This window comes from Micromonospora sp. bgisy143 (assembly GCF_057708145.1).
Genome location: NZ_JBYIRN010000001.1, coordinates 378,774 through 402,668, shown reverse-complemented (window position 1 = coordinate 402,668; position 23,895 = coordinate 378,774). Strand labels below are relative to the sequence as shown.

The 23,895-nt window shown below is 72.5% G+C and carries 23 protein-coding genes; 14 read left to right on the top strand and 9 right to left on the bottom strand.

Going from position 1 to position 23,895, the window contains the following annotated elements:
• Window positions 1-42: 42 nt before the first annotated feature.
• Window positions 43-837 carry a DUF4230 domain-containing protein gene (locus AC3EN4_RS01895; RefSeq protein ID WP_422737977.1) on the top strand — a complete coding sequence of 265 codons (795 nt, stop codon included), beginning with the start codon at window positions 43-45 and terminating at the stop codon, window positions 835-837.
• 560 nt (window positions 838-1,397) lie between these two features.
• Here the strand turns inward: AC3EN4_RS01895 and AC3EN4_RS01890 are convergent.
• Complete coding sequence (locus tag AC3EN4_RS01890) at window positions 1,398-1,607, bottom strand: PspC domain-containing protein (RefSeq protein WP_355049178.1); 210 nt, start codon at window positions 1,605-1,607, stop codon at window positions 1,398-1,400.
• A gap of 599 nt (window positions 1,608-2,206) precedes the next feature.
• On the opposite strand from AC3EN4_RS01890, the gene AC3EN4_RS01885 reads away from it, so the two are divergent.
• The 10 genes from AC3EN4_RS01885 to AC3EN4_RS01840 all read left to right on the top strand — a co-directional run bounded on the left by AC3EN4_RS01885 (window position 2,207) and on the right by AC3EN4_RS01840 (window position 15,790).
• Window positions 2,207-3,577: an L-serine ammonia-lyase gene (locus AC3EN4_RS01885; RefSeq protein WP_435204228.1), complete on the top strand. Its 1,371-nt coding sequence runs from the start codon at window positions 2,207-2,209 to the stop codon at window positions 3,575-3,577.
• 72 nt (window positions 3,578-3,649) lie between these two features.
• Window positions 3,650-4,477: an ABC transporter permease gene (locus tag AC3EN4_RS01880; protein ID WP_435204227.1), complete on the top strand. Its 828-nt coding sequence runs from the start codon at window positions 3,650-3,652 to the stop codon at window positions 4,475-4,477.
• A 1-nt stretch (window position 4,478) separates the two neighbouring features.
• Complete coding sequence (locus AC3EN4_RS01875; RefSeq protein WP_435204226.1) at window positions 4,479-5,225, top strand: ABC transporter ATP-binding protein; 747 nt, start codon at window positions 4,479-4,481, stop codon at window positions 5,223-5,225.
• The gene (locus AC3EN4_RS01870) at window positions 5,222-7,261 is read left to right on the top strand and encodes a DUF5941 domain-containing protein (protein WP_435204225.1); all 2,040 of its coding nucleotides are present in this window, start codon (window positions 5,222-5,224) and stop codon (window positions 7,259-7,261) included. Before AC3EN4_RS01875 ends, AC3EN4_RS01870 begins: the two co-directional genes overlap by 4 nt.
• Before the next feature lie 16 nt (window positions 7,262-7,277).
• The gene (locus tag AC3EN4_RS01865) at window positions 7,278-9,488 is read left to right on the top strand and encodes a bifunctional glycosyltransferase/CDP-glycerol:glycerophosphate glycerophosphotransferase (protein WP_435204224.1); all 2,211 of its coding nucleotides are present in this window, start codon (window positions 7,278-7,280) and stop codon (window positions 9,486-9,488) included.
• 132 nt (window positions 9,489-9,620) lie between these two features.
• Entirely contained in the window at window positions 9,621-10,922 is a 1,302-nt protein-coding gene (locus tag AC3EN4_RS01860; RefSeq protein ID WP_435204223.1) for an ABC transporter ATP-binding protein, read from the top strand.
• 93 nt (window positions 10,923-11,015) lie between these two features.
• A complete protein-coding gene (locus AC3EN4_RS01855) occupies window positions 11,016-12,056 on the top strand; it encodes a hypothetical protein (protein ID WP_435204222.1) in 1,041 nt (346 codons plus the stop codon).
• Between the two features lie 59 nt (window positions 12,057-12,115).
• On the top strand, window positions 12,116-12,580 hold the full coding sequence (locus tag AC3EN4_RS01850; protein WP_435204221.1) for a DUF4442 domain-containing protein: 465 nt from the start codon (window positions 12,116-12,118) through the stop codon (window positions 12,578-12,580).
• Window positions 12,581-12,641: 61 nt separating this feature from the next.
• Window positions 12,642-13,418, top strand: a complete 777-nt coding sequence (locus tag AC3EN4_RS01845; RefSeq protein WP_435204220.1) for an HAD family hydrolase — start codon at window positions 12,642-12,644, stop codon at window positions 13,416-13,418.
• Window positions 13,415-15,790: a glycoside hydrolase family 65 protein gene (locus AC3EN4_RS01840; protein WP_435204219.1), complete on the top strand. Its 2,376-nt coding sequence runs from the start codon at window positions 13,415-13,417 to the stop codon at window positions 15,788-15,790. Before AC3EN4_RS01845 ends, AC3EN4_RS01840 begins: the two co-directional genes overlap by 4 nt.
• Window positions 15,791-15,835: 45 nt before the next feature.
• On the opposite strand, the gene AC3EN4_RS01835 is transcribed toward AC3EN4_RS01840, so the two are convergent.
• Window positions 15,836-16,030 (bottom strand): hypothetical protein, encoded by a 195-nt coding sequence (locus tag AC3EN4_RS01835; RefSeq protein WP_435204218.1) that lies wholly within the window; start codon window positions 16,028-16,030, stop codon window positions 15,836-15,838.
• 168 nt (window positions 16,031-16,198) lie between these two features.
• On the opposite strand from AC3EN4_RS01835, the gene AC3EN4_RS01830 reads away from it, so the two are divergent.
• Window positions 16,199-16,876, top strand: a complete 678-nt coding sequence (locus tag AC3EN4_RS01830; protein WP_435204217.1) for a dienelactone hydrolase family protein — start codon at window positions 16,199-16,201, stop codon at window positions 16,874-16,876.
• Window positions 16,877-16,885: 9 nt separating this feature from the next.
• Here the strand turns inward: AC3EN4_RS01830 and AC3EN4_RS01825 are convergent, their stop codons facing one another.
• Window positions 16,886-18,061: an AI-2E family transporter gene (locus tag AC3EN4_RS01825; protein ID WP_435204216.1), complete on the bottom strand. Its 1,176-nt coding sequence runs from the start codon at window positions 18,059-18,061 to the stop codon at window positions 16,886-16,888.
• 200 nt (window positions 18,062-18,261) lie between these two features.
• On the opposite strand from AC3EN4_RS01825, the gene AC3EN4_RS01820 reads away from it, so the two are divergent.
• Window positions 18,262-18,432: an antitoxin gene (locus tag AC3EN4_RS01820; RefSeq protein ID WP_393394344.1), complete on the top strand. Its 171-nt coding sequence runs from the start codon at window positions 18,262-18,264 to the stop codon at window positions 18,430-18,432.
• A 70-nt stretch (window positions 18,433-18,502) separates the two neighbouring features.
• On the opposite strand, the gene AC3EN4_RS01815 is transcribed toward AC3EN4_RS01820, so the two are convergent.
• The gene (locus tag AC3EN4_RS01815; protein ID WP_435204215.1) at window positions 18,503-19,108 is read right to left on the bottom strand and encodes a hemerythrin domain-containing protein; all 606 of its coding nucleotides are present in this window, start codon (window positions 19,106-19,108) and stop codon (window positions 18,503-18,505) included.
• A gap of 180 nt (window positions 19,109-19,288) precedes the next feature.
• Between AC3EN4_RS01815 and AC3EN4_RS01810 the strand changes: the two genes are divergently transcribed.
• Entirely contained in the window at window positions 19,289-20,611 is a 1,323-nt protein-coding gene (locus AC3EN4_RS01810; protein WP_435204214.1) for an FUSC family protein, read from the top strand.
• 8 nt (window positions 20,612-20,619) lie between these two features.
• On the opposite strand, the gene AC3EN4_RS01805 is transcribed toward AC3EN4_RS01810, so the two are convergent.
• The 5 genes from AC3EN4_RS01805 to AC3EN4_RS01785 form a co-directional block, all read right to left on the bottom strand.
• Window positions 20,620-21,264: a C39 family peptidase gene (locus AC3EN4_RS01805; protein WP_435204213.1), complete on the bottom strand. Its 645-nt coding sequence runs from the start codon at window positions 21,262-21,264 to the stop codon at window positions 20,620-20,622.
• 224 nt (window positions 21,265-21,488) lie between these two features.
• Window positions 21,489-21,896: a pyridoxamine 5'-phosphate oxidase family protein gene (locus AC3EN4_RS01800; RefSeq protein ID WP_435204212.1), complete on the bottom strand. Its 408-nt coding sequence runs from the start codon at window positions 21,894-21,896 to the stop codon at window positions 21,489-21,491.
• A 30-nt stretch (window positions 21,897-21,926) separates the two neighbouring features.
• A complete protein-coding gene (locus tag AC3EN4_RS01795; RefSeq protein WP_435204211.1) occupies window positions 21,927-22,265 on the bottom strand; it encodes a YkvA family protein in 339 nt (112 codons plus the stop codon).
• 67 nt (window positions 22,266-22,332) lie between these two features.
• Window positions 22,333-23,130: a hypothetical protein gene (locus AC3EN4_RS01790; RefSeq protein ID WP_435204210.1), complete on the bottom strand. Its 798-nt coding sequence runs from the start codon at window positions 23,128-23,130 to the stop codon at window positions 22,333-22,335.
• A 231-nt stretch (window positions 23,131-23,361) separates the two neighbouring features.
• A complete protein-coding gene (locus AC3EN4_RS01785; protein ID WP_435204209.1) occupies window positions 23,362-23,718 on the bottom strand; it encodes a hypothetical protein in 357 nt (118 codons plus the stop codon).
• Window positions 23,719-23,895: the final 177 nt, after the last annotated feature.

Sequence of the window (23,895 nt, the reverse complement as noted above, 5' to 3'; positions counted from 1 at the left end):
CGTCATTGACAGACGACGTGTCTGACGAGGACGGTGAGTGTGATGGCTCGCGACGCTGACATCAACGAGCCCACGAGGGAGTTCCCCGGTTACCCGACCGGTGACGACCTCCGGGAGCGCTCGGCCGCGACACCCGACCCGACTCCGGGCGGGCCGGATGGCCCCGATGGTCGCGGCACCGGCGGGGGTGCGGGTGGCGGTGCGGCCCGCGGGCTGCTCCTGCTGCTCGGTGCCGCCGCGCTGGCCGTGGTGGTGCTGCTCGGCGTGCAGGCGACCGGTTTCCTGCCCGACTTCCGCAACCCGTTCGCCAAGGAGCAGACCGACCGCAGCCAGCCACCGCTGCTGAAGTCGATCCAGGATCTGAGCCGCTACGTGGCGGCCGAAGGCAACTTCCAGGTCGTGGTCGACACCCAGAACGACCGGCGCAACGTCCCGGACTTCCTGCTCAACGAACGCACCCTGTTCGTCGGGGCGGGCAGCGTCGAGGCGTACGTCGACTTCACCAAGATCGGTGAGGGTGCCATCGTGCAGTCCGCCGACGGCAAGTCCGTCGAGATCAAACTGCCCGCCCCGCAGCTCGGCGAGACCAACCTCGACATGGAGAAGAGCTACGTCTTCGCCGAGCAGCGTGGCCTGCTCAACCGGATCGGTGACCTGGTCGGCAACGACCCCAACCGGCAGCAGCAGATCTACCAGTTGGCCGAGGAGCGGATCACCGCCGCCGCCCGGGACAGCGGGCTCTCCGCCCGCGCCGAGGCCAACACCCGCAAAATGCTGGAAGGGCTGCTGCGCTCGTTGGGCTACCAGCAGGTCACGGTCACCTACACGGCCCCCTGACCCAGCGCCCCCTTACGCAGCGCTCCGGCCCTTCGGTCTTACGCAGCGCTCCGGCCCTTCGGTCTTACGCAGCGCCCGCCCCGACGATGGTCGAGGCGGGCGCTGCCCCGTCCGTCGCCCCGGCTGCCCCATCCGTCGCCCCGGCTGCCCGGTTCGCCTCCGCTGCCCGGTTCGCCTCCGCTGCCCGGTCTGCCGGGCCGTCGCTGCCCGGTCGGTCCGCGCGCCGCCGCTGCCCGGTCCGCCGCCGCTGCCCGATCACGCCGCGCCGCCGCTGCCCGATCACGCCGCGCCGCCGCTGCCCGGTCCGCCGGGCCGTCGCTGCCCGGGTCCGCCGCGCCGCCGAACGGGATGATCCACTCCACATCGCCGATGTCGGGGTATCACCGCCCCCGGAAAGCCCCACATCGGCGATGTCGAGTGGATCAAGGGCCGGGCGAGCGGCGGGCCGCCAAGATCCGCGCAACTTCGGGGATCCTGCTGCCTCCGACGATCGGGAAGCAGCAGTATCCCCGAAGTTGTGACTGGCTGCGGCCGGCCGGCACCGAAGCCAGGGGCTGGGGTCAGTGGCCGGTGGAGGCCAGGTAGCGGTCCTCGTTGGGCATCAGGATCCAGAGGATCAGGTAGACGACCACCTGGGTGCCGGGCAGCAGCAGGGACAGCAGGAACAGCAGCCGGACCATCCCGGCGGACATGCCGAACCGCTGACCGAGGCCGGCGCAGACACCGGCGAGCATGCGCCCCTGGCGGGGCCGAACTAGTTTGCGACTCATCGTCGTACTCCCACTCTGCGGCGGTGCGCCGCGTCTGCAATCCACGGTAGAAAGGGGCAGCCGCTCCGCTCTCGGTCCCGAGGAGGATCGGCGACCCGTGGACCCGTAGGTACTTACCCGTGCGGCCCCCGCTCGACGCCCCCACGTCCGTGCCGCGGGACCCTGCCTCCGCGCCGTACGCGCGTCATGGTCACGCTCGAACCTGGATGTAGTGGCTTCCCACCGCTCCCGAAGCCACTCGAACCGGGTTCGAGCGTGACCATGGAAGGCTGTCGCCGCCCAGAGACGACCAGAACCAGGTTCGAGCATGATCATCCGGGGCTGCCCGGGGCTGCCCGGGGCTGCCCGGGGCTGCCCGGGGCTGCCAGGGGCTGCCAGGAGATGGCGGGATGGCGGCGAGGTGGCCGGTGAACGGCGAAGAGACGGCCGGGCCGCCGTGCTCGGGTAAGGGGTGAGTTGGCCAGGTAGGCTGACAGGTCGGGCACCCACACCCCGGGTGACCGGCGGCCACCCGACCGGGCGGCCACGAGCGGGGCTGCCGACCGGCGGCCACGACAGGGCGGAATCCCCACCCGGGCGGACGCCGAGGAAGTGCAGCCATGATCAGTGTTTTCGACCTCTTCAGCGTCGGTATCGGGCCGTCCAGCTCGCACACCGTGGGGCCGATGCGGGCCGCAAGGACGTTCGTCGCCGGGCTCAAGGCCGACGGTCTGCTCGCCGACACCGCACGGGTGCAGGCGGAGCTGTTCGGGTCGCTGGGCGCCACCGGGCACGGCCACGGCAGTGGGCCGGCGGTGCTGCTCGGGCTGGCCGGCGAGGCCCCGGAGACGGTCGACACGGACACCGTCGGTCCGCGCGTCGAGCGTATCCGTGCCGAGCGGCGGATCAGCCTCCTCGGCGCGCACGAGATCGACTTCGACCCGGATCGGGACCTGACGCTGCACCGCCGGCGGTCGTTGCCGTACCACCCGAACGGGATGACCTTCGCGGCCTTCGACGCCGCCGGGGAGCAGGTCCGGGCCCGCACCTACTACTCGGTGGGCGGCGGCTTTGTGGTGGACGAGGAGGCAGCGGGCGCGGACAAGATCAAGCCGGACACGACGCGGGTGCGGTACCCGTTCCTGACCGGGGCGGAACTCCTCGACGTCACCACCGCCACCGGGCTGTCGATCAGCGAGGTGATGCTGGCCAACGAGCGCTCGTGGCGCAGCGAGGCGGAGATCCGGGCGGGCCTGCTGGAGATCTGGCGGGTGATGCGGGAGTGCGTGCAGCGGGGTTGCGAGCGGGACGGCGTACTCCCGGGGGGTTTGAAGGTCCGGCGGCGCGCGGCGGAGCTGCGGCGCGGCCTGGAGGCGGACGCCGGGACGGCCGATCCGCTGCGCGCGATGGACTGGGTGACGCTGTTCGCGCTGGCGGTGAACGAGGAGAACGCGGCCGGGGGTCGGGTGGTGACCGCGCCGACGAACGGCGCGGCGGGGATCATCCCGGCGGTGCTGCACTACTACAGCCGGTTCGTCGACGGCGCCGACGACGACGGGGTGGTGCGGTTCCTGCTGGCGGCCGGCGCGATCGGGGTGCTGTTCAAGGAGAACGCGTCGATCTCCGGCGCGGAGGTCGGCTGCCAGGGCGAGGTCGGCTCGGCGTGCTCGATGGCGGCGGCCGGGCTGGCCGAGGCGCTCGGCGGCACCCCGGAGCAGGTGGAGAACGCGGCCGAGATCGGGATGGAGCACAACCTCGGGTTGACCTGTGACCCGGTGGGTGGCCTGGTGCAGATCCCCTGCATCGAGCGGAACGCCGTGGCTAGCATCAAGGCGATCACGGCCGCCCGGCTGGCGCTGCGCGGCGACGGTGTGCACGCGGTCTCGCTGGACAAGGTCATCAAGACCATGCGGGAGACGGGCGCCGACATGAAGGTCAAGTACAAGGAGACGGCGCGTGGCGGTCTGGCCGTCAACGTGATCGAGTGCTGAAGCTGGTCGATTCAGGGCATTCGTTCACCGACTGCTAACCTGGCGTCCGTTTTCAGGAGGCGGGAGGCGGCGGTGACCTCTGGCGTCGCGGCCCTGTGGTCGCACCGCAACTCGCTGCGCATCCTGGTCCGACGGGACCTGGCGGTGAAGTACCAGCAGTCGGTGCTGGGCTACCTCTGGTCGCTGATCGAGCCGCTCGGCATGGGCGCGATCTACTGGTTCGTCTTCGGGGTGCTCTACTCCCGGGACACCGGTCGGCACCTCGGTGAGGCGGCCGGGTCGTACCCGCTGTTCCTGATCACCGGCATCTTCGCGTGGATGTGGACCAGTTCGGCGCTGAGCGAGGCGACCAACGCGTTGACCGGCCAGTCCCGGCTGATCACCACCATGAACGTGCCCCGGCAGGTCTTCCCGATCGGCCGGGTCAGCGGCCGGTTCGCCGAGTACGCGGCCGGCCTGCCGATCCTCGCCGCCATCGCGGTGATCTACGCGGCGCACGGGCGGATCCACCCCGGTTGGTCGCTGCTCGCCCTGCCGCTGGCGGTGGCCGTGCAGGCCGTGCTGTTGATCGGGCTGGCCCTGCTGCTGTCGGCCTGGAACGTGTTGATGCGCGACGTGGAACGGCTGATGCGGCTGATCATCCGGGTGCTCTTCTACGCCACGCCGATCATCTATCCGCTCAGCCTGGTCCGGGAGTCCGGCCTGCCGCACTGGCTGAAGGTGGCGTACGAGCTGAACCCGCTGGTCGGGATCTTCCAACTGCACCACGCGATCTGGTACCCGGACGAGTTCCCGGACGCCCGGCTGCTCGTCACGACGATCGTCGGCAGCCTGCTGGTGCTGGCCGCCGGCTGGTGGTCGTTCCGCCGGTTGGAGCCCGCCGTGCTCAAGGAGCTGTGACGTGGCCGCCCCGATCATCGAGGCGGACGGGCTGGGCATCCGGTTCGTCCGCAACCGTCGCCGTCAGCTCCGGCTGCGGGAGCTGTTCATCCACCGGGGTGGGCGCGGCGCACTGCCCGGCCAGTTCTGGCCGCTGCGCGACGTGTCGTTCACCGTCGAGCCGGGCGAGACGGTCGGGGTGATCGGCCGTAACGGCACCGGCAAGAGCACCCTGCTGCGGCTGATCGCCGGGGTGCTCATCCCGGACGAGGGCGACATCCGGGTGCGCGGCGCGGTGGCGCCGCTGCTGGAGTTGTCGGCCGGTTTCTCCAACGACCTGACCGGCCGGGAGAACCTGCACCTGGTCGGCGGGCTGCACGGGCTGTCGACGAGCTACCTGAAGCGGCACTTCGACGAGATCGTCGAGTTCGCCGGCGAGCAGGTGGAACGGGCCATCGACACGTCGGTGCGGCACTACTCGTCGGGGATGAAGGTGCGGCTGGGCTTCGCGATCATCGCGCACCTGCCGCACCCGATCCTGCTGATGGACGAGGTGACCGCGGTCGGGGACGCGGAGTTCCGCAAGAAGTGTTACGCGACGATTGACCGTCTGCTCGGGGAGGGGCGCACGCTCGTGCTGGTGTCACACAACGAAAAGGACCTGACCCGGTTCTGCCGTCGGGGGTTGTACCTCGACGCGGGCCGGTTGACGCTCGACGGCACCATCGCCGAGGCGCTCGACGCGTACCACGCCGCGGTCCCGCGGTGACGCTCGCGATCGTGCTCGCCGCCGGAACGTCCGCGGCGGGCCTCACCACCTCCAGCGGCGAGCCGCTGGCCGACCGGCTCGCCGACCAGTTGCGCCGGGCCGGGGCGACCGAGGTGCGCTTCGCCGCCACCCTGGACGAGCTGGCCACGGTGGCCGACGCCGCCGACGGTCCGCTGTTGATCACCGGCACCGACCTGGTGGCGCACACCGCCGTGCTGCGGCACCTCGCCACCAGTCCGGTGGGACCGACCGTGGCGCTGGTGCTGGGTGACCCGCCGGTGCCCGGCCGCACGGCGGTGCGGGAGGAGCGCGGCCAGGTGGTCGACGCCGGACCGCTGGACGCTCTCGACGGCGACGCCACCGGCGTGTTCGGTGGCGCGCTCCGGGTCGGCGTGGACGACCTGCCGACCCTCGCCGCCGCCGCGCGGGCCGCCGCCGTCGGCGCGCGTCCCGTCGCCCCGGTCGGCCCGGCCGGCGACGTCTCGCCGCTGCCGGCGGGCGGGTCCGCCGGCCACGACGACCCCGGGTCCGCCGTGGACCGGCTCGTCGCGGGTCTCGCGGCCCTCGGCACCCTGATCTTCGCCCAGCGGGTACGTCTGCTCGTGGCGCACCGGGTCGACGACGAGGCCGCGCTGGTCGCCGCCGAGGCGGCGGTGACCGCGGTCGACGAGGACCGGGCCGAGTTGCGGCTCTCGGTGAAGGAGCGGGACGACTTCTTCTCCACCTACTTCGTCAGCACCTGGTCGCCGTACGTGGTGCGGTGGGCGGCCCGACTGCGGCTCACCCCCACCGGGGTGACGGTGATCTCGGTGCTCTTCGCGCTGGCCGCCGCGGTGCTGTTCGGGGTCGGCGGGCGACCGGCGCTGGTCGGCGGCGCGGTGCTGCTGTACCTCGGCTTCGTGCTGGACTGCGTGGACGGCCAGTTGGCCCGCTACACCCGGCACTTCAGCGCCTGGGGCGGCTGGCTGGACACCATGGCCGACCGGGCCAAGGAGTACCTGGTCTACGCCGGGTTGGGTTTCGGGGTGAGCCACGCCGGGCTGGGCAACGGCTGGGCCCTCGCCATCGCCGCGATGACGTTGCAGACCGTCCGGCACATGACCGACACCTGGTACGGCGTGCTGCACGACGAGGCGGCTCGCCGGCCGCGTACCACGACGGGCGGCAGCGGCGGGATCGGTGACCGGTTGAACGCCGCGTCCACCCGGGTGCAGGCCGACACCGGCTCGGTGTCGTACTGGCTGAAGCGGACCGTCGTCTTCCCGATCGGCGAGCGCTGGGCGCTGATCGCGTTGACCGTGGCGCTGTTCAACCCGTTGGTCAGCCTGATCGCGGTGCTGGTGTGGGGTGGGCTGGCGTTCGCGTACACCGGTGCCCTGCGCACGCTGCGGGCCCGCTGGATGTGGGTGCCGGTGCTGGACACGGTCGACGCCACCCTGCACCGCGACGACGGTCCGTTGGCCCGTCGGCTGCCGGTGGTCCGCCCGATGGGGCCGCTCACCCTCGCGGTGATCGCCGCGCTCGGCCCGGCGGCACTGCTGGTAGCGGCCCTGCTGGGGGACGCGCCGGACGGGCTGCGCTGGGCGGTGCCGGTGGCGTTGCTGGTGCTGCTGGTCGGCGGCCTCGGCGCCGGGGCCGCGCACAACGGGCCGCTGGACTGGCTGGTGCCGGCCGCGTTGCGGGCCGCCGAGTACCTGTTCGCGATCGCGGTCGGGGTGGTCGGTGGCGCACCGGGCTGGTTGATCTTCGGGTACGTCTTCGTGCTCACCGTGCACCACTACGACCTGACCGCCCGGTTGGAGAAGCGCCAGACGGCGCCTCCGCTGCACCCCGCCACGCTGGGCTGGGAGGGACGATCGGTGCTGCTCGCCCTCCTGGCGATTGCCGGCACCGTGAGTATCGGCATGGCTACACTCGGTGCGTACCTTCTCGTGGTTTTCGTGGTGAGCGTCGTCCTGGCCTGGTTCGTCCGGCCGGCCCGTCGCGCGCGGGCGTCGGCCGCGCCGGTGGGCGCGGGAGGTGCCGCGCCGCGCTGACGTAAGGGACGGCCGGATGACCTTGATCAGCTTCGTGGTGCCGGCCTTCCGGGTGCAGGGTTACCTGCGCGAGTGCCTGGACTCGATCCTGGGCCAGCCGGAGACCGACCTCGAACTGATCGCGGTCGACGACTGCTCGCCCGACGCCAGCGGCGAGATCATCGACGAGTACGCGGCGCGTGACCAGCGGGTCCGGGCCGTCCGGCTGGCGGAGAACGTCGGTCTCGGTCCGGCCCGCAACATCGGGCTGGACCGGGCCGTCGGCGAGTACGTGTGGTTCCTCGACGGGGACGACTGGCTGGTGCCGGACTGCCTGTCGGACGTGGCCGAGCGGCTGCGGGCGACCCGGCCGGACGTGCTGCTGGTGGACCACGTCCGGACACACTGGAACAACACCGCCACCCGCAGCGCGATGGCCGAGGTGTTCCCGGAGTCGCCCGGTCCGGAGACGTTCGGGCTGCGGGAACGGCCCGAGGCCATGCGGCTGCTGCACACCGCCTGGAACCGGTTGGTCCGCCGGGAGTTCCTGGTCAACCTGGGCCTGCGCTTCTCGGCCGGGTGGTACGAGGACGTCTCGTTCAGCTACCCGGTGCTGATGGCGGCGCGTCGGATCGGCGTACTCGACCGGGTCTGCGTGAACTACCGGCAACGCCGCGCCGGCGCGATCACCAAGACCCGGGGGGACCGGCACTTCGAGGTGTTCGCCCAGTGGCACCGGGTCTTCCAGCTGATGGACGCCTGGTCGCCGACGGTGGACGCGCTGCGGCCCGCGGTCTTCGAGCGGATGATCTGGCACTACCTGACCGTGCTCGGCAACGGTCAGCGCATCGCCCCCGAGTTGCGGCCGGCGTTCTTCGCGCAGATCACCGCGGACTACGCGCGGTGGCTGCCGGTCGGCGGGTACCCCGTGCCGGAGGGTGTCGAAGGGGTCAAGCACCGGCTGGTCGCGAGTGGCCGGTGGCGGACGTTCAGCGCCCTGCGGGCCGCCAGCCGGGCCCGCGACACGGCCCGCCGGCAGGCGCGTACCGCCCGGCGTCGGGTCGGTCCGGTGGCCCGGCGTGGCGCCCGGCTGACCCGCGACGGCCTGCTGCGCGAGTACTACCGGGCGGAGCTGCGCCGGCCGGTGGACCCGACGCTCGCGGTGTACGCGGCGTACTGGTTCCGGGGTTACTCCTGCAATCCGGCGGCGATCTACGAGGCCGCCCGCCGGCTGGCGCCCGGCGTACGCGGGGTGTGGATCGTGCGCCGCGACCGGGTGGACGCCGTGCCGGACGGGGTGGAGTACGTGGTCGCCGGCACGCCGGCCTACTACCGGGTGCTGGCCCGGGCCCGGTGGCTGGTCAACAACGTGAACTACCCGGACTTCGTCCGCAAGCGGCCGGAGCAGGTGCACGTGCAGACCCACCACGGCACCCCGGTCAAGGTGATGGGGTTGGACCAGCAGCGCTACCCGATCGGCGCGGGTCGGATGGACTTCCCCGGCCTGCTGCGCCGGGTGGACCGCTGGGACTACAGCGTCAGCTCGAACAGCTTCTCCACCCAGATGTGGGACCGGGCCTACCCGGCCACGTACGCCACCTTGGAGGTGGGTTACCCGCGCAACGACGGGCTGGTCACCGCCGGTCCCGACGAGGTACGCCGGCTGCGCGCCGAGTTCGGCCTCGCCCCGGACGAGCAGGTGGTGCTGTACGCCCCGACGCACCGCGAGCACCTGCCCGGTTACCGGCCGCCGTTCGACCCGGACCGGTTCGTCGAGGCGCTGGGTGACTCGGGCCGGCTGCTGATGCGCAGCCACTACTTCCACGACCGGGAGCGCCGGCCCGGCCGTCCGGCGGAGTTCCGCCGGGTCCGCGACGTCAGCGGCTACCAGCGCGTGGAGGATCTCTACCTGATCGCCGACGTGCTGGTCACCGACTACTCGTCGGCGATGTTCGACTACGCGGTACTGGACCGGCCGATCGTTCTCTACACACCGGACTGGGAGGCGTACCGCCTGGCCCGCGGTGTCTACTTCGACGTCACGGCGGAGCCGCCGGGTGCGGTGGCCGCCACCTTCGCCGATCTGCTCGACCTGTTCCGCACCGATGCGGTGCGCTCGGACGCGGCGAGCAAGGCCCGCGAGCGCTTCCGTAGCCGGTTCTGCGGGCTGGACGACGGGCGGGCCGCCGAGCGGGTGGTGCGCCGGGTGTTCCTCGGCGAGCCGCCCGACCAACCGGCGGGCTGCTGACAGCTCCGCCTCTCGTGCGCCGCGTAATGGCGGCGTCATAAGCCGAACATGAGACGTTTACCCGATGTGCGGGACCAATGATCCTGGTCACAGTCATCAGGAGTTCGGCCGAGAGACGTGGGGGACCTGACGGTGAGTACCGTCGCACTCAAAGATGTGACAAAGGTTTTCAAGGACGGCACGCTGGCCGTCGACAGCATAAACCTCGATGTGAACGACGGCGAGTTCATGGTGTTGCTGGGGCCGTCGGGCTGCGGCAAGTCCACCGTGTTGCGCATGATCGCCGGACTGGAGGATCCGACGCAGGGCGCGGTGCTGCTCGATGGGGAGCTCGCGAACGACCTGCCGCCCCGCGATCGCAAGATCGCCATGGTCTTCCAGGACTTCGCGCTCTACCCGCACATGACCGTCGGCGACAACATCGCCTTCCCGTTGCGGCTGGCCGGGGTGGAACCGGAACCCCGCGGTGAGCGGGTCACCGACGTGGCGAGCGCGCTCGGCATCAGCGACGTGCTGGGTCGCAAGCCCGGCCAGCTCTCCGGTGGCCAACGCCAGCGGGTCGCCATGGGCCGCGCGATCGTCCGGCGTCCCGGGCTGTTCCTGATGGACGAGCCGCTGTCGAACCTGGACAGCGGGCTGCGCGCCGAGCTGCGGGCGGAGATCTCCGGACTGACCCGGGAGCTGGGCGTCACCACCGTCTACGTGACCCACGACCAGGCCGAGGCGCTGACCATGGCGGACCGGGTGGCCATCATGCGGCGGGGCGTCCTCCAGGACGTGGGCACGCCGACCCAGGTGTACGGCCGGCCGGCGACGCTCTACGTGGCCGCCTTCCTGGGCAGCCCCCGGATGAACCTGCTGGAGGCGTCGGTCTACGTCCACCTCGACCGGTACATCGCGCTCAACCTCGGCGAGCAGTCGCTCTACCTGCCCTGGAACGACATCCGCAGTCGGGCCGTGGCGCACTACCACGGCGAGCGGATCGTGGTCGGGATGCGGGCCGAGGCGCTCACCCCGGTCGCCCCGGACAGCCCCGGTGACGTGCTGCGCGGCCGGATCCGCTACCTGGAGCACCACGGGCACGAGTCGCTGGCGTTCCTGGACATCGGGGCGACCGCGATCATGGTGGACGAGATGGGCGCGCCGCTGGACCCGCCGCCGGTCGGCCAGCGTGGCCTGCGCCGGTTCGGCGCGGTGATGCAGCGGCTCACCGGCAAGCCGGTGGAGCCCGAGGAGACGCCGACCGGCACGTCGCGGAACACCAGCGTGCTGCCCGACCCGGGTCGGCACCACCGCCGCCCGGCGGAGCTGGCGGTCCGGCTCGCGCCGTACCCGGCGGTCACGGCCGGGCACCCGCTCGCCGTCTCGGTCCGGATGGACGCGCTGCACTTCTTCGACGAGCGCGGCGCACGTATCGACGTGGGGTGGCGGTGACGCCACGCCGGAGCGGGGTGGCGGTGCGTACGTCCGGTGCCCTACCGTCTGCCCACCTAGTCCATTTCGTGCCTGACCGAGAGGGGTGCCCCCGTGTCGGGTGACCGTCCCAGTCCGCTCGTCATCGAGCGCATCCTGCGGGACCGCCAGGGCATCTGGCAGCAGATCGTGGCCGAGGGCGACCTCAACGCGCTCACCGGGCGCATGCTGGCCAGCTCCGCCATCGCCCTCGCCTGTTACGGGGCGGTGCTCGGCGCGTTCCACAGCCCGCTGATGGCGTTGACGTCCGCGCTGAAGCTGCCCCTGCTGTTCCTGGTGACGCTGGCCATCTGCCTGCCCACGCTCTACCTGTTCAACCTGGTGTTCGGCGCCCGGCTCTCGGTGCGTCAGTCGTTGGCGCTGGTGATGGTGGCGATCACCGTCACCTCGATGCTCGCGGTGGCGTTCGCGCCGATCAGCCTCTTCTTCCTGATCACCGCGCCCGACTACGGCTTCTTCAAGCTGCTCAACGTGGCGATCCTGACGCTGTCGGCGCTGGTCGGGCTGCGCTTCCTGACCGGCGGTATGCAGGTGCTCAACGACCACGGTCTGCTCGCCCCGGCGGCGGACGCGACGGCCACGGCCACCGCCCCGGCTCAGGTCAGCGCCCCGGCGGCGGCCAACGCGCCGGCGATGGCCGGCGCGCCGGCCCAGGTCGGTGCCGCGCCCGCCGGCGCCGCACCGAAGGAGGTCGCCGAACCGGTCGCGGTTCCGGCCGGGGCGGCTGCCGCCGCGTCGGGGGCCAACGGCGCCGCACCGGCCACCCCGGCCACCGCCCCGACCCCGGCGGCCGTGCCGACGCAGTGGACCGGACAGCAGCCCGGCGCGGTCTTCCCGCCCGGCGTGGTGCCGCCGGGCTACCCGGTGCAGCAGCGCCCGTGGGCCACCCCACCGGTCCGGCGCGGTGAACCAACGCAGCGCCCGGCCAGCATGACGCTGCTCTACATCTGGATCCTGCTGTTCGGCTTCGTCGGCACCCAGCTGGCGTGGACGCTGCGCCCGTTCTTCGGCGACCCGGGTCAGGATTTCTCCCTCTTCCGCAGCATCGACGGCAACTTCTACGCGGAAATCCTGCGCACGATCTCCAACCTCTGACCGTGGCACAGGGGAAAACCCTGGTTGCCGGGCTGGTTACCGAGAAGTAGCGTCGGGTCATGACCATCGACTCCCGCCAGGTGGCGGCCGGCATCCTGCAAGCGGTGCCGTTCGCCCGCACGCTCGGCATCGAGTTCGTCGAGGTGGCGCCCGAGGCGGACGGCGGCGTGCGGGCCGTCGTCCGGCTCCCCGACACGCCGGCCACCCACAACCACGTGGGTGGCCCGCACGCCGGGGCGATGTTCACGCTCGGCGAGACGGCCTCCGGCGCGGTCGTGCTGGCCGCCTTCGGGCAGCTGCTCGACCGGGCCGTGCCGCTCGCCGTCCGGGCCGAGATCGCCTACCGCAAGCTGGCCCGGGGGGCGGTGCTGGCGACCGCGCGGCTCGGGCGCCCGGCGTCGGAGGTGGTCGCGGAGCTGGAGTCCGGTCAGCGGCCCGAATTCGGAGTTGAGGTGGAGATCGCCACGGAGGACGGCACGCCCACGTCGGCCATGACGGTGATCTGGACCCTGCGGCCGAACTGAGCCGGCCCGCCGGCGGCGCAAAACGGGTTTGCGGACCCAACCGGGTGGTTAGATTCGTACCGTGCTGGGCCTACCTGCTCATGTGACCGCCTGTCTCTTCGATCTGGACGGTGTGCTGACGCAGACCGCCCGGGTGCACAACGCCGCCTGGACCGAGACGTTCGACGAGTTCCTGCGCAAGCGCGCCACGGAGACCGGAGCACCCTTCCAGCCGTTCGATCCCGGCCCCGACTACAACCGCTACGTCGACGGCCGACCCCGTGCCGACGGCGTCCGGTCGTTCCTCGCCTCCCGGGGGATCGTGCTCCCCGAGGGCAGCCCGGACGATCCGCCGGACGCCGACACGGTCAACGGCATCGGCAACCGCAAGAACGTCCTCCTGCTGGACCGGCTGCGCACCTCCGGCGTCGAGGTGTACCCGGGCTCGGTGCGCTACCTGCGGGCGGCAACCACCGCCGGGCTGCGCCGGGCGGTGGTCACCGCGAGCGCCAACGGGCGCGAGGTGGTTTCCGCCGCCGGGCTGGCGGACCTGCTCGAAGCGCGGGTCGACGGGATCGTGGCCCGGGAGCAGCAGCTGCGCGGCAAGCCGCACCCCGACACCTTCCTGGCCGGCGCCAAGGCCCTGGGCGTCGACCCGACGCAGGCCGCCGTCTTCGAGGACGCGCTGTCCGGGGTGGCTGCCGGCCGGGCCGGCGGGTTCGGGTACGTGGTCGGTGTCGACCGGGTCGGGCAGGCCGACGAGCTGCTGGCCCACGGCGCCGACATCGTGGTGCAGGATCTCGCCGACCTGCTCGACGCGGGCGACGCCGCCCCGCCCGGCCCTCGGGGGCACGCGTGATCCGGGAGCGGGCCTATCCCGTCGAGCCGTGGCACATCCGGGAGACCCGCCTGGACATGGACGTGCTGGCCCAGTCGGAATCGGTCTTCGCGCTCTCCAACGGGCACGTCGGCCTGCGTGGCAACCTCGACGAGGGCGAGCCGCACGGCCTGCCCGGCACCTACCTCAACTCGTTCTACGAGCTGCGTCCGCTGCCGTACGCGGAGGCCGGCTACGGCTTCCCCGAGTCCGGGCAGACCATCGTCAACGTCACCAACGGCAAGCTGATCCGGCTGCTGGTCGACGACGAACCGCTTGACGTCCGCTACGGCGAGCTGCTGTCCCACGAGCGGATCCTCGACATGCGGGCCGGCACCCTGCACCGGGAGCTGCACTGGCGCTCCCCGGCCGGCCGTGAGGTCAAGGTCCGCAGCACCCGGCTCGTGTCGTTCACCCAGCGGTCGGTCGCCGCGATCAGCTACGAGGTGGAGGCCGTCGACGGCCCGCTGCGGTTGATCGTGCAGTCCGAGCTGGTGGCCAACGAGTCGCTGCCCGCGCAGAGCAAGGATCCCCGGGTCGCGGCCGTGCTGGAATCGCCGTTGCAGGCCGAGGAGGAGCTGACCACCCCGGACGGCGGCCAGCTCATCCACCGTACGAAGGTGTCCGGGCTGCGGGTCGCCGCCGCCATGGAGCACGAGGTGCACGGCCCGGACCACACCACCATCGAGTCCGAGGGGTACCAGGACTGGGTGCGCACCACCATCGGCTGCGTGCTCAAGCCCGGCGAAAAGCTGCGGGTGGTCAAGTATCTGACGTACGGCTGGTCGAGTCGGCGTTCGTTGCCCGCGCTGCGCGACCAGGTCGGCGCGGCCTTGGCCGGCGCCCGGTTGGACGGCTGGGACGGGCTGCACCGGGAGCAGCGCGCCTACCTGGACGAGTTCTGGGACGCGGCCGACGTGCTGGTCGAGGGCGATCCGGAGATCCAGCAGGCGGTGCGCTTCGGGCTGTTCCACGTGCTCCAGGCCGGCGCCCGCGCCGAGCAACGACCGATCTCGGCGAAGGGGCTGACCGGCCCCGGGTACGACGGGCACGCCTTCTGGGACACCGAGATGTTCGTCCTGCCGGTGCTCACGTACACCCAGCCCAGCGCGGTGCGCAGCGCCCTGCAGTGGCGGCACAGCACCCTCGAACAGGCCCGGGAACGGGCGGCGACGCTCAACTTCAAGGGTGCCGCCTTCCCGTGGCGGACCATCGAGGGGCCGGAGTCGTCCGGGTACTGGCCGGCGGGTACGGCGGCGTTCCACATCGCCGCGGACATCGCGGACGCGGTACGACGCTACGTGCTGGTCACCGGGGACACCGCCACCGAGCGGGAGATCGGGCTGGAGCTGCTGGTGGAGACCGCCCGGCTGTGGCGCTCGATCGGGCACCACGACCGGCACGGCCGGTTCCACATCGACGGGGTGACCGGTCCCGACGAGTACACCGCGGTGAAGAACGACAACATCTACACCAACCTGATGGCCCAGCGGAACCTGCTCACCGCCGCCGACGTGGTGATGCGTTACCGGGACGAGGCGTTCCACCTCGGGGTCACCGACGAGGAGGCGGCGAGCTGGCGGGACGCCGCCACGTCGATGCACGTGCCGTACGACGACGAGTTGGACGTGCACCAGCAGGTGGAGGGGTTCACCCGGTTGCAGGAGTGGGACTTCGCGCACACGCCCGCCGAGAAGTACCCGTTGCTGCTGCACTATCCGTACTTCGACCTGTACCGCAAACAGGTCGTCAAGCAGGCCGACCTGGTCCTGGCGATGCACTGGCGGGGGGACGCGTTCACCCCCGAGCAGAAGGTCCGCAACTTCCTCTACTACGAGCGTCGGACGGTGCGCGACTCGTCGTTGTCGGCCTGCACCCAGTCGGTGCTCGCTGCCGAGGTGGGCCATCCCGACCTGGCGCACATCTATCTGCGCGAGGCCGCGCTGATGGACCTGCACGACCTGAACGAGAACACCCGCGACGGCGTGCACATGGCCTCGCTGGCCGGCGCCTGGCTCGCGCTGGTGAGCGGGTTGGGCGGGCTGCGTGACCACGATGGCGAGTTGTCGTTCGCGCCCCGGCTGTCCAGCCGGCTCACCCGCCTGGAGTTCTCCCTACAGTGGCGGGGTCTGGCGCTGCGGGTGGACGTCCGCCCGCACCAGACGACGTACTCGCTGCGCCACGGCGGCCCGGACGACGTCGTGGAGCTGCGGCACCACGACCAGATCGTGCGGGTCACCTGCGACGAACCGGTGACCGTGCCGGTGCCGCCGGCCGAGCCCTCGGGGCCGCCGCCGGAACAGCCGCCGGGCCGGTCGCCCCTGCTCCGGTTGCCCGAGAACAAGGAGCAGTGACGGCCGGGGCGGGAGTGCTCCCGCCCCGGCCGGCACGCGCGTACGTCAGACCGGCTCGCCGGTCGAGGGGCGTCCGATCGCGTCCCGCGGCGCAGCCGCCTTGGGATCGTCGGGGAGACGCGCCGAGGCGGCCTGGTCACCGAAGTCCTGGTCCCCGAAGTCCTGGTTGCGCTGGGCGTCCTGTTCACGCTGGGCGCGTTCGGCCATCTGCTGCTGCCGGGAAATCTGCTGCTTGGCCATGGTGGTCCTCGCGATCCGTCGGGGGCGCGGCTGCGCCTACACGGTCTGCGGTCTCTGGCCGCGTACCCGGCTGCCCACCCGGCAAACGCCGCCCACCGGCCGCCGCCCGGGGCGCGTGCGACGCCACGGGCGGGGTAACCGGAGCGCAGGCGAGCACGGAGGTGCGGCATGGACGAGCAGCGCAGCACGGTGACCATCCCGGTTCGGGACGCCCAGCTCCCCGCCGACCTGCTGCTGCCGGATCAACCGGTGGGCGTGGTGCTGTTCGCGCACGGCAGCGGTAGCTCGCGGCACAGTCCGCGCAACGTCGCGGTGGCCCGCACGCTGAACTCCCGAGGCCTCGCGTGCGTCCTGGTCGACCTGCTCACCCCGGCCGAGGAGGAGGTGGACACACGCACCGCCGAACTCCGGTTCGACATCGGGATGTTGGCCAGCCGGCTGGCCGGGATCGTCGACTGGTTGGCTGCCGAACGCCCGGCGGGTGACGTGCCGATCGGACTCTTCGGTGCCAGCACCGGTGCCGCCGCCGCGCTGGTGGCGGCCGCGTCGCGCGCCGACCGGGTGGGCGCGGTGGTCTCCCGGGGCGGCCGACCCGACCTGGCGGGCACCGCGCTGGGCCAGGTGCGTACTCCGACGTTGCTGCTGGTCGGCGGCGCGGACGAGGAGGTGCTGGCGCTCAACGAGCGGGCGCTCGCCGAGCTGGGGGACGTGGGCGAGCTGTGGGTGGTGCCGGGCGCGACCCACCTCTTCGAGGAGCCCGGCACGCTCGACCAGGTCGCCGAGCACGCCGGCACCTGGTTCACCACCCATCTCGCCCGGATGACGACCGCGTCCCGCCGCTGGTGAGCGGGCTCATCACTCCGTGAGGTCGGCGGCAGCGCGCCGGCGTTGGACGGTGTCGACGACGCGCCACAGCACGGCGGTGATCGGGACGCTCACGAAGGCGCCCGCGATGCCCGCGATGAGGGTGCCGGCGGTGACCGCCACCAGGATCACGGCGGGGTGCAGGCGCACCTGACGCTTCATCACCAGCGGTTCCAGCAGGTTGCCCTCGATCTGCTGCACCGCGACCACGGCGGCGAGGGTGAGCAGCGCGGTCGTCGGCCCGTTTGCGGCCAGGGCCACCAGCACCGCGACCGCGCCCGCGACCGTCGCCCCGATGATCGGCACGAAGCCGCCGAGGAACGTGATCAGTGCCAACGGCAGGGCCAGCGGCACCCGCAGCACCACCAGGGCCAGGCCGATGCCGATCGCGTCGATGGCCGCGATCATCATGGTCCCTCGGCTGTACGCGCCGAGCGTCTGCCAGCCGGCCCGGCCGGCCTCGGCCACCACGGGTCGGTTCGGGCCGGTCATCCGGGACAGCGTCCAGTGCCACATCGACCGGCCGTCCTTCAGCAAGAAGAAGAGCAGCACCAGGGCGAGCAGCGCGGAACCGACGACCTCGCTGGCCGTCCGGGCACCCGACACGGGGTCCGGAGAGCTGCCGCTGAGCCCCTCCCGAGCCTGGTCGATGAGTTTGTCGAGTTGGGCCTCGCTGACCGGCAGGGTGGACGTGACGAAGTCGCGGCTGCGGTCGAGACCCTGGGTGAGTTCCTGGCTGAGCTGGTCGAACTGGCTGGCGGTCAGGTTCCACACCAGCGCGCCGACGCCGACCAGGATGCCGAGCAGCAGCAGTACGGTGAGCAGTGCGGCGAGCGCGGCGGGTACCCGCAGGCGGCGCAGCCGGACCAGCACCGGGTCCAACAGCGCGGTGAGGAAGATGGTGGCGGCCAGGGCGATGGCGAGCGGGGCGAGCAGGACGGCGATCCGACCCAGCAGGTAGAGCCCGGCGACGATCACCACCAGGCAGGCGCTCCACAGCACCGCGGTCCGTACCAGCCAGGGCAGCGCCGCCCACGCGTGCCGCGGCCCGGTGTCACCGGCCGGGGCCGTGCCGCCGGGTGCCGCCGTCCTCGCCGCCGTGGTGCCCGCCTGCTGCGCGCCGCCGGTTGTCGGCGCGGCGTCCGCCCCGGGTTCGTCTGCCGTCATGTCGGCCCTCCTCGATCTCGGCGAGGTCGGTACCCGGACGGCCACGCGCCGACACCCGGTCGTCCGCGCGGATCGTACGCCGGCCCGGGTCCGCTGGTCGGACCTTAGCGGTCCACGCCCCACCGGAGGCGTTTGCGCGGTCGGGACCAGGGAACGCGAAAGGGGACTACCCGAGGAGGAGGAGCGCCGTGGGTGACTTCATGGACAAGGCCAAGGATTTCGCGGACAAGCACGACAAGCAGGTCGACCAGGGTATGGAGAAGGCCGGCGACATGGCCGACAAGCGCACCGGTGGCAAGTACGACGACCAGATCGACAAGGGCGTCGACCAGGCCCAGGCGCGTACCGGTGAGGGTGACCAGGTCCGCTGAGGTACCGGACGTGTCCCGGGCCGTCGAGAACTCGGCGACCCGGGACTGTCGGGTCCGGACGGTCCGTCGATCAGCGCTGCTGCTGCTCGCGTAGTTCGTCCATCGAGGTCGGCCGGTCACTGAGCGCGTCACGCATCCGGTCGATCATCCCGGTGCCGGGGGCGAGCAGCTTGTTCGCCGGCGGGTGGTCCGGCGCGCTCGGGTGGGGGCGGGTCGGGGCGATCTTCTTGAACGCCGTCACCTTGCCGGCCAGCTCGACCAGCTCCTCCCGGGCGGTGGCGGCGCGCAACCGGGGGAACAGGTCGTTCTCCTCGTCCCGCACGTGGTGACGGATGGTGCTGGTCAGGTGGGCCAGCAGTTCGTCGAAGCGGGGGTCGGACGGGTCGACCGACTCCAGGTCCTTCATCGTGCGCTCTGCGTCGGCATGCTCGGTGATCTCGTGGTCGGCGATCTGGTCGCCGTCGGGCAGCGTCTTGCGGGCCGTCGGATAGACGTACGCCTCCTCGGCCACGGCGTGCCGGACCAGTTCGGCGATCACCACGTCGGCGAGCTGACGACGGTACTCGGGCGTGCCCTGGCGCGTCTCCAACTCGACGAAGAGGGTCTCGACCTCGTGGTGGTCGGCGACCAGGATGTCGACGACATCCTGCTCCCCGGTGCTCTGTGGACTGCTCATCTGGGCCCCTTACCGGTTGCGGATCGGTGGGTGTGAGGCCCCTGGTACCCCCCAGCGGTCGGGCAAACCTACGAACGCCGATGGATCCGCACTCCGGTGACGGCTGGTGCCGCCGGTGCGGTGTGGACGCGCGGGGCGCGGCGGCACGATTGACCGCGCTTCCGGGGGGTAACCGCCGCCATGCCCGACGACCGTCCACCCGCCGGCCACGACCGGTCGCGGCTCGACGAGGCTGCCGAGCGCAGCGGTCAGGCGGTCGACCGGGTCCGGCACCGCGGCGGCCAGGCCGGGCGGGTCCGTGCCCGGCAGTGGGAGGTCACCCTGGTGATCGCTGCCCAGGCCGGGCTCGCGGCGGCGCTCGCGGCCCTGATCGCCAAGCACTTCCTCGGCCCGGGGTCGCACGTCTTCGCGCCGGCCGCCGCCGTCGGTACGATCGCCACCGCCATCGGGCAGCGGGCCCGACGCACCTTCGAGCTGCTGTTCGGCGTCGGACTGGGCATCGTCATCGGCGACACGCTGCGCTTCTTCCTCGGTTCGGGACCGTGGCAGACCGGGGTGGTCGTCGGCCTGGCCATCGCCAGCGCTCTGCTGGTGGCCGGGAAGGGCGGCCCGCTGGTCGGTCAGGCCGGCGGTACCGCCGTACTGATCGCCACGCTGGCCCCGATGGACCGGAGCCTGGAGGTGCCCCGGATCTTCGACGCGCTCGTCGGTGGGCTGGTCGGTCTGGTGGTGGTCGCACTGTTGCTGCCGGTCAACCCCATGCGGGTGCTGGACCGGGCCGCCACACCGATCTTCACGATCCTGTGTGAACAACTCGACAAGCTGGGGCAGGCGCTCCGGCAGCGCGACAGCGAACGGACCAGACACGTACTGGACACGCTGCGCGGCACCGAGGGGGATCTCGGCCGACTGCACGACGCGCTGAGCGGCGCGGAGGAGGTGGTGACGATTGCGCCCGTCCGTTGGCACCGCCGCCAGCAGTTCCACAGGTACGCCCGCAGCGCCGAGAATCTCGAACGGTTGATGCTGGACAGCCGCGTCCTCGCCCGCTGGTCGACGACCGCCCTGCAGTACGACGAGCCGATCCCGACCGAGCTGCCGGACGCGATCGGCCGGCTGGGGCAGGCGGTGGCGAAGATGCGGACGGAGTGCCGGCTCGGCGACGACCCGCAGTGCACCCGCAAGTTGGTTGAGGAGTGCGCCGAGTTGGCCGGCCGGGCTGCCGCGAGGGGAGTCCGGTCATTCGGCGACGCGATCGTCACCGGCCTGCGTACCGCGTCGAGCGACCTGCTCCGGGCTGCCGGCTGCGAACCGGACGACGCCAACCGGATGGTGCGCCGCGCGGCCGGCGCCGGCGAGTCGGCCATCGCTCCGCCGGTCCGGCGTGAGCTGCACCGTGCCCGGCCGACACGGGCCGTCCGCGCGCGTCGCCGGGCACACCTGGCCAGCCGCAGACGCGACAGCAGGACCGGCCCCTCCGCTCGGGAGAGGCCGGCCCGGTGAGCATCCGATCAGGAGGAGTAGCCGCGCTCGGCGATCCAGTTGGCGACCTTCGGCAGGGTCATCCAGTACTCGCCCAGCGCCGGGTCGGCCGGGTCGGCGACCCGGACGAGGTCGCCACCGTCGCGGTAGCCGACGAGGGTCAGGTAGTGGCCGCCCTCGTACGAGTGCGGGTTGCCGTCGGTGTCGACGGTCGTGCCCTTGATGTTGGCCACCACCGGGCGGCCCGCGTCGATCGCGGCCAGCACGTCACGGCGCAGCTGCTCGACCTGGTCGGGGCGGGCCACCGAGTCACGGATCTCGGTGGTCCGGTAGTGACCGCCGGTCAGCTCGTTGAGCACGCGGGTGGTGTCCAGGGCGGACGGGGTACCCGCCTCGGTGGTGCCGAGCAGCTTGGCCACCTCGTCCTGGGAGAGCGCCTTGCCCTGGGCCGAGAGCGCGATGCGGGTCGCGGCCGGGCCGCAGTAGAAGAAGTTGGGCTGCGCCTGGTAGTCGACGTCGAGGACCCGCTCGGCGCTGCGGCCGGTCTGGCTCGACGAGGACGGGGTTGCCGGCGCGGGTGCGGCCTGCGCGGCGACGGCGGGGCCGAGGGCGCAACCGCCGGCGACCAGCAGGCCGACGACGGACAGGCCACTCTTCTGCACGATCGGGTTCATGGTCGAGTCTCCGTTCGGGGGTAGCCGCCTCCGTGGCGGTCTCGGCCGTGGTTACCGGGGACGTAACGGCCATGCTCCGGGCGGCATTCCGCCGCCGGCTACCGCTGTGGGCGTCGCGACCTGGCGTAACGACCGCCGACGGTGGGGGATTCCGCACGGCGTGCGGCGCACGGCTGCGCGCCCGGCAGCGCGGGGCTTACCGGACATAGGTGACGGGACGGACGTCAGAGACTGCCGAGCAGTCCCGTCACGGTGATCTCGATGACCACACGCTCCGGATTCGGGCGCGGGGTCCGATAGCGCTCGGCGTACCGGCGCTCCGCCTCCGCGACGGCGGCCCGGTCCGATCGGAGCACCGCCCGGCCCTCGATCGTCAACCAGCGGCGGCCATCCACCTGGCAGACGGCCACCGGGGTGCCCTCCGCGCCGGCTGCGGCCACCTGCCGAGCCTTGCGGGACGTCCCGGAGGTGATCACGCGGGCCAGCCCGGCCGCCGGATCGAGGGTGACCCCGACGGGCACCACGTGCGGGGTGCCGTCGGCACGCAGCGTGGTCAGCGTCGCGAGGTGCCGCTCGGCGCAGAAGGCGGCCACCCGGTCGTCGTGGACGTCCAGTTGATGATCACCGGCCACCTGTGTCCTCCGTCCTCCGCGCCAACCTGATCATCGTACGGAGCGGGTGCGGCCCGGGGCCGGCGGAGCATCCGGCTGCCCGGGCAGCCGACGGTCCGCCGCCCGACGCTTGTGGACCAGCCGGGTGAGATAGATCAGCGCGGCGGCCAGGACACCCATGTCGTCCAGGTAGATCGGGTCCGGGAGGATGTCCACCGGGAAGATCGTGTAGATCAATGCCCCGTAGAAGGCCACCTTGCCGCCCGCGCCGAGCCCGGTGAGCAGCCGCCTCGTACGCACCACCCGCACCGCCAGCACCACCGCGCCGACAAGTGTGGCGAGCGCCAGGATGCCGGCGACCACCACGAGGACCCACGACTGTCGGGACATGCCGTCACGCTAACCCACCGACGCCGACCCGGCCCGGAACGTCCAACGCCACGGCCGCGCCGCCCGGTCAGAACGCCGGGACCGCCGCCCGGCCCCGGGCGACCACCACGTTCTCCCGGGTCTGCTCGACGGCCGGCCGGAGCACCTCGCTGAGCGGCAGTACCGAGGCCGACTCCGCCCGGCGCCGGCCCGTCGCCGCGTGGGCCTCCGTACGGAGACTGCGCGCCGCCGCCACGGCCAGCTCCGCGGCCCGCCAGGCTGCCTGCTCGGCCTGCCTGGCGGCGGCGTGCCTGGCCGCCAGGTTGTCGCGGACGGCCCGTTGCAGCACGAGTTCCTGCTCCACCGGGTGCAGCCGTGGATCCCAGCCGCCGCGGTGCGCGAAGACGTCACTGAGCTGCTCCACCGACAGTTCCCGCCGCCAGTACGCGTCCAGCGCGGCCCGGTGCAGGTAGCGCTCGCGGTCCGCGTACTCGGCCGGCGTCCGGACGGTCTGCGGCAATGGCATCGCGGCTGCCGCGACGAGTCGCCGCACACCTGCCTCAGCCACCTCCAGCGCCTGCCAGGCGGCCTCGACCGTTTCCTGCGCGGCCACCCACTCGGCCCGTCGGCGCTGGGCGGTGGCGGTGGCGCGTTCGGCGGCCACCGCGATCTCCTGCGCGTAGCGGCTCTGCTCGCGCTCCTGGAGCGCCTCTTCGAGGTTGCTGGGCATGGCCGCGTCGCGGATGCGGGCGGCCGGGTCGAGGCGGAGACGACCGGGTCGTACCAGGAGTGCGGCGACGGCGAACACCACCACCCCGAGCAGGCTCAGCCAGATGGCGGCGGCTCGGGGTACGTCGGGCAGGACGGCGGAGAGGACGGTCTGCATGATCAGCACCTCGCGGTCGGATGACGGTATCGAGGGACGGGTCCCGACCGGACCGGCCGTCGCTCGACGCGTCGGGCTGCCGGTGGTCGGGGTGAGCTGTGCGGAGGGTTCGCCGGGGCGCAGCGCCGTCACCGGGCCGATGGGCCGGAGCGGATGCGGCTGCGCGGCGGGCACCCGGCTGCCGACCCTGCGGCGGGTCGGACGGAGCGTCGGGTGACCGGGCGGCCCGGGTCAGCGGGTGGGCGGGCCGCGTCGGGAGGGGACGCCCCGGCCGGGCTCGCCGGCCGGCGTGTGCGCTACGCCCGCGAGGACCGCAAGGGCCGGTGCGGCGGCATCCCCGTCGGCCGGTCGGGCCGGGGCCGGCTCGCTCGTACGCTCGACGGTCGGGGCGGCTTCGGGTCGGACGGCGTCCACCCGGCTGCTCACGGCACTCGGTCGCAGTTGCGTCGCAGCGGCCGGCGGGGTGGCGGCGATAGCGCCGCCGAGGCCGACCGCGAGCACCAGCGCGGTGACCGCCAGCCGGGTCAGCTCCCGCAGCGACCGCAGCACGGCCCAGCGGGCCGGGCGGACCAGAGCTGCGGACGACACCCCACCAACCTATCGCCCGGCGGGGCGCGGCGCAGCACGGCGGTGGCCACCAGGGGCGTGACCACGACCACCGCCGGCACTGTGGACGGTGCCGGCCGGCTCTCTCCCGCTTCGGGGCCGACGTGCGGCGACCCCCGCCGGAGTGAATCCGGCGGGGGTCGCCATGGTCTCGGGTGC

Bases quoted from the DNA above. Each gene is read 5' to 3' on its own strand.
- AC3EN4_RS01885 (WP_435204228.1), top strand. From the start codon at position 2,207: ATGATCAGTGTTTTCGACCTCTTCAGCGTCGGTATCGGGCCGTCCAGC.
- AC3EN4_RS01890 (WP_355049178.1), bottom strand. From the start codon at position 1,607: ATGAGTCGCAAACTAGTTCGGCCCCGCCAGGGGCGCATGCTCGCCGGT.
- AC3EN4_RS01835 (WP_435204218.1), bottom strand. From the start codon at position 16,030: ATGGCCAAGCAGCAGATTTCCCGGCAGCAGCAGATGGCCGAACGCGCC.
- AC3EN4_RS01805 (WP_435204213.1), bottom strand. From the start codon at position 21,264: ATGAACCCGATCGTGCAGAAGAGTGGCCTGTCCGTCGTCGGCCTGCTG.
- AC3EN4_RS01830 (WP_435204217.1), top strand. From the start codon at position 16,199: ATGGACGAGCAGCGCAGCACGGTGACCATCCCGGTTCGGGACGCCCAG.
- AC3EN4_RS01820 (WP_393394344.1), top strand. From the start codon at position 18,262: ATGGACAAGGCCAAGGATTTCGCGGACAAGCACGACAAGCAGGTCGAC.
- AC3EN4_RS01865 (WP_435204224.1), top strand. From the start codon at position 7,278: ATGACCTTGATCAGCTTCGTGGTGCCGGCCTTCCGGGTGCAGGGTTAC.
- AC3EN4_RS01850 (WP_435204221.1), top strand. From the start codon at position 12,116: ATGACCATCGACTCCCGCCAGGTGGCGGCCGGCATCCTGCAAGCGGTG.
- AC3EN4_RS01795 (WP_435204211.1), bottom strand. From the start codon at position 22,265: ATGTCCCGACAGTCGTGGGTCCTCGTGGTGGTCGCCGGCATCCTGGCG.
- AC3EN4_RS01825 (WP_435204216.1), bottom strand. From the start codon at position 18,061: ATGACGGCAGACGAACCCGGGGCGGACGCCGCGCCGACAACCGGCGGC.
- AC3EN4_RS01810 (WP_435204214.1), top strand. From the start codon at position 19,289: ATGCCCGACGACCGTCCACCCGCCGGCCACGACCGGTCGCGGCTCGAC.
- AC3EN4_RS01790 (WP_435204210.1), bottom strand. From the start codon at position 23,130: ATGCAGACCGTCCTCTCCGCCGTCCTGCCCGACGTACCCCGAGCCGCC.
- AC3EN4_RS01895 (WP_422737977.1), top strand. From the start codon at position 43: ATGGCTCGCGACGCTGACATCAACGAGCCCACGAGGGAGTTCCCCGGT.
- AC3EN4_RS01815 (WP_435204215.1), bottom strand. From the start codon at position 19,108: ATGAGCAGTCCACAGAGCACCGGGGAGCAGGATGTCGTCGACATCCTG.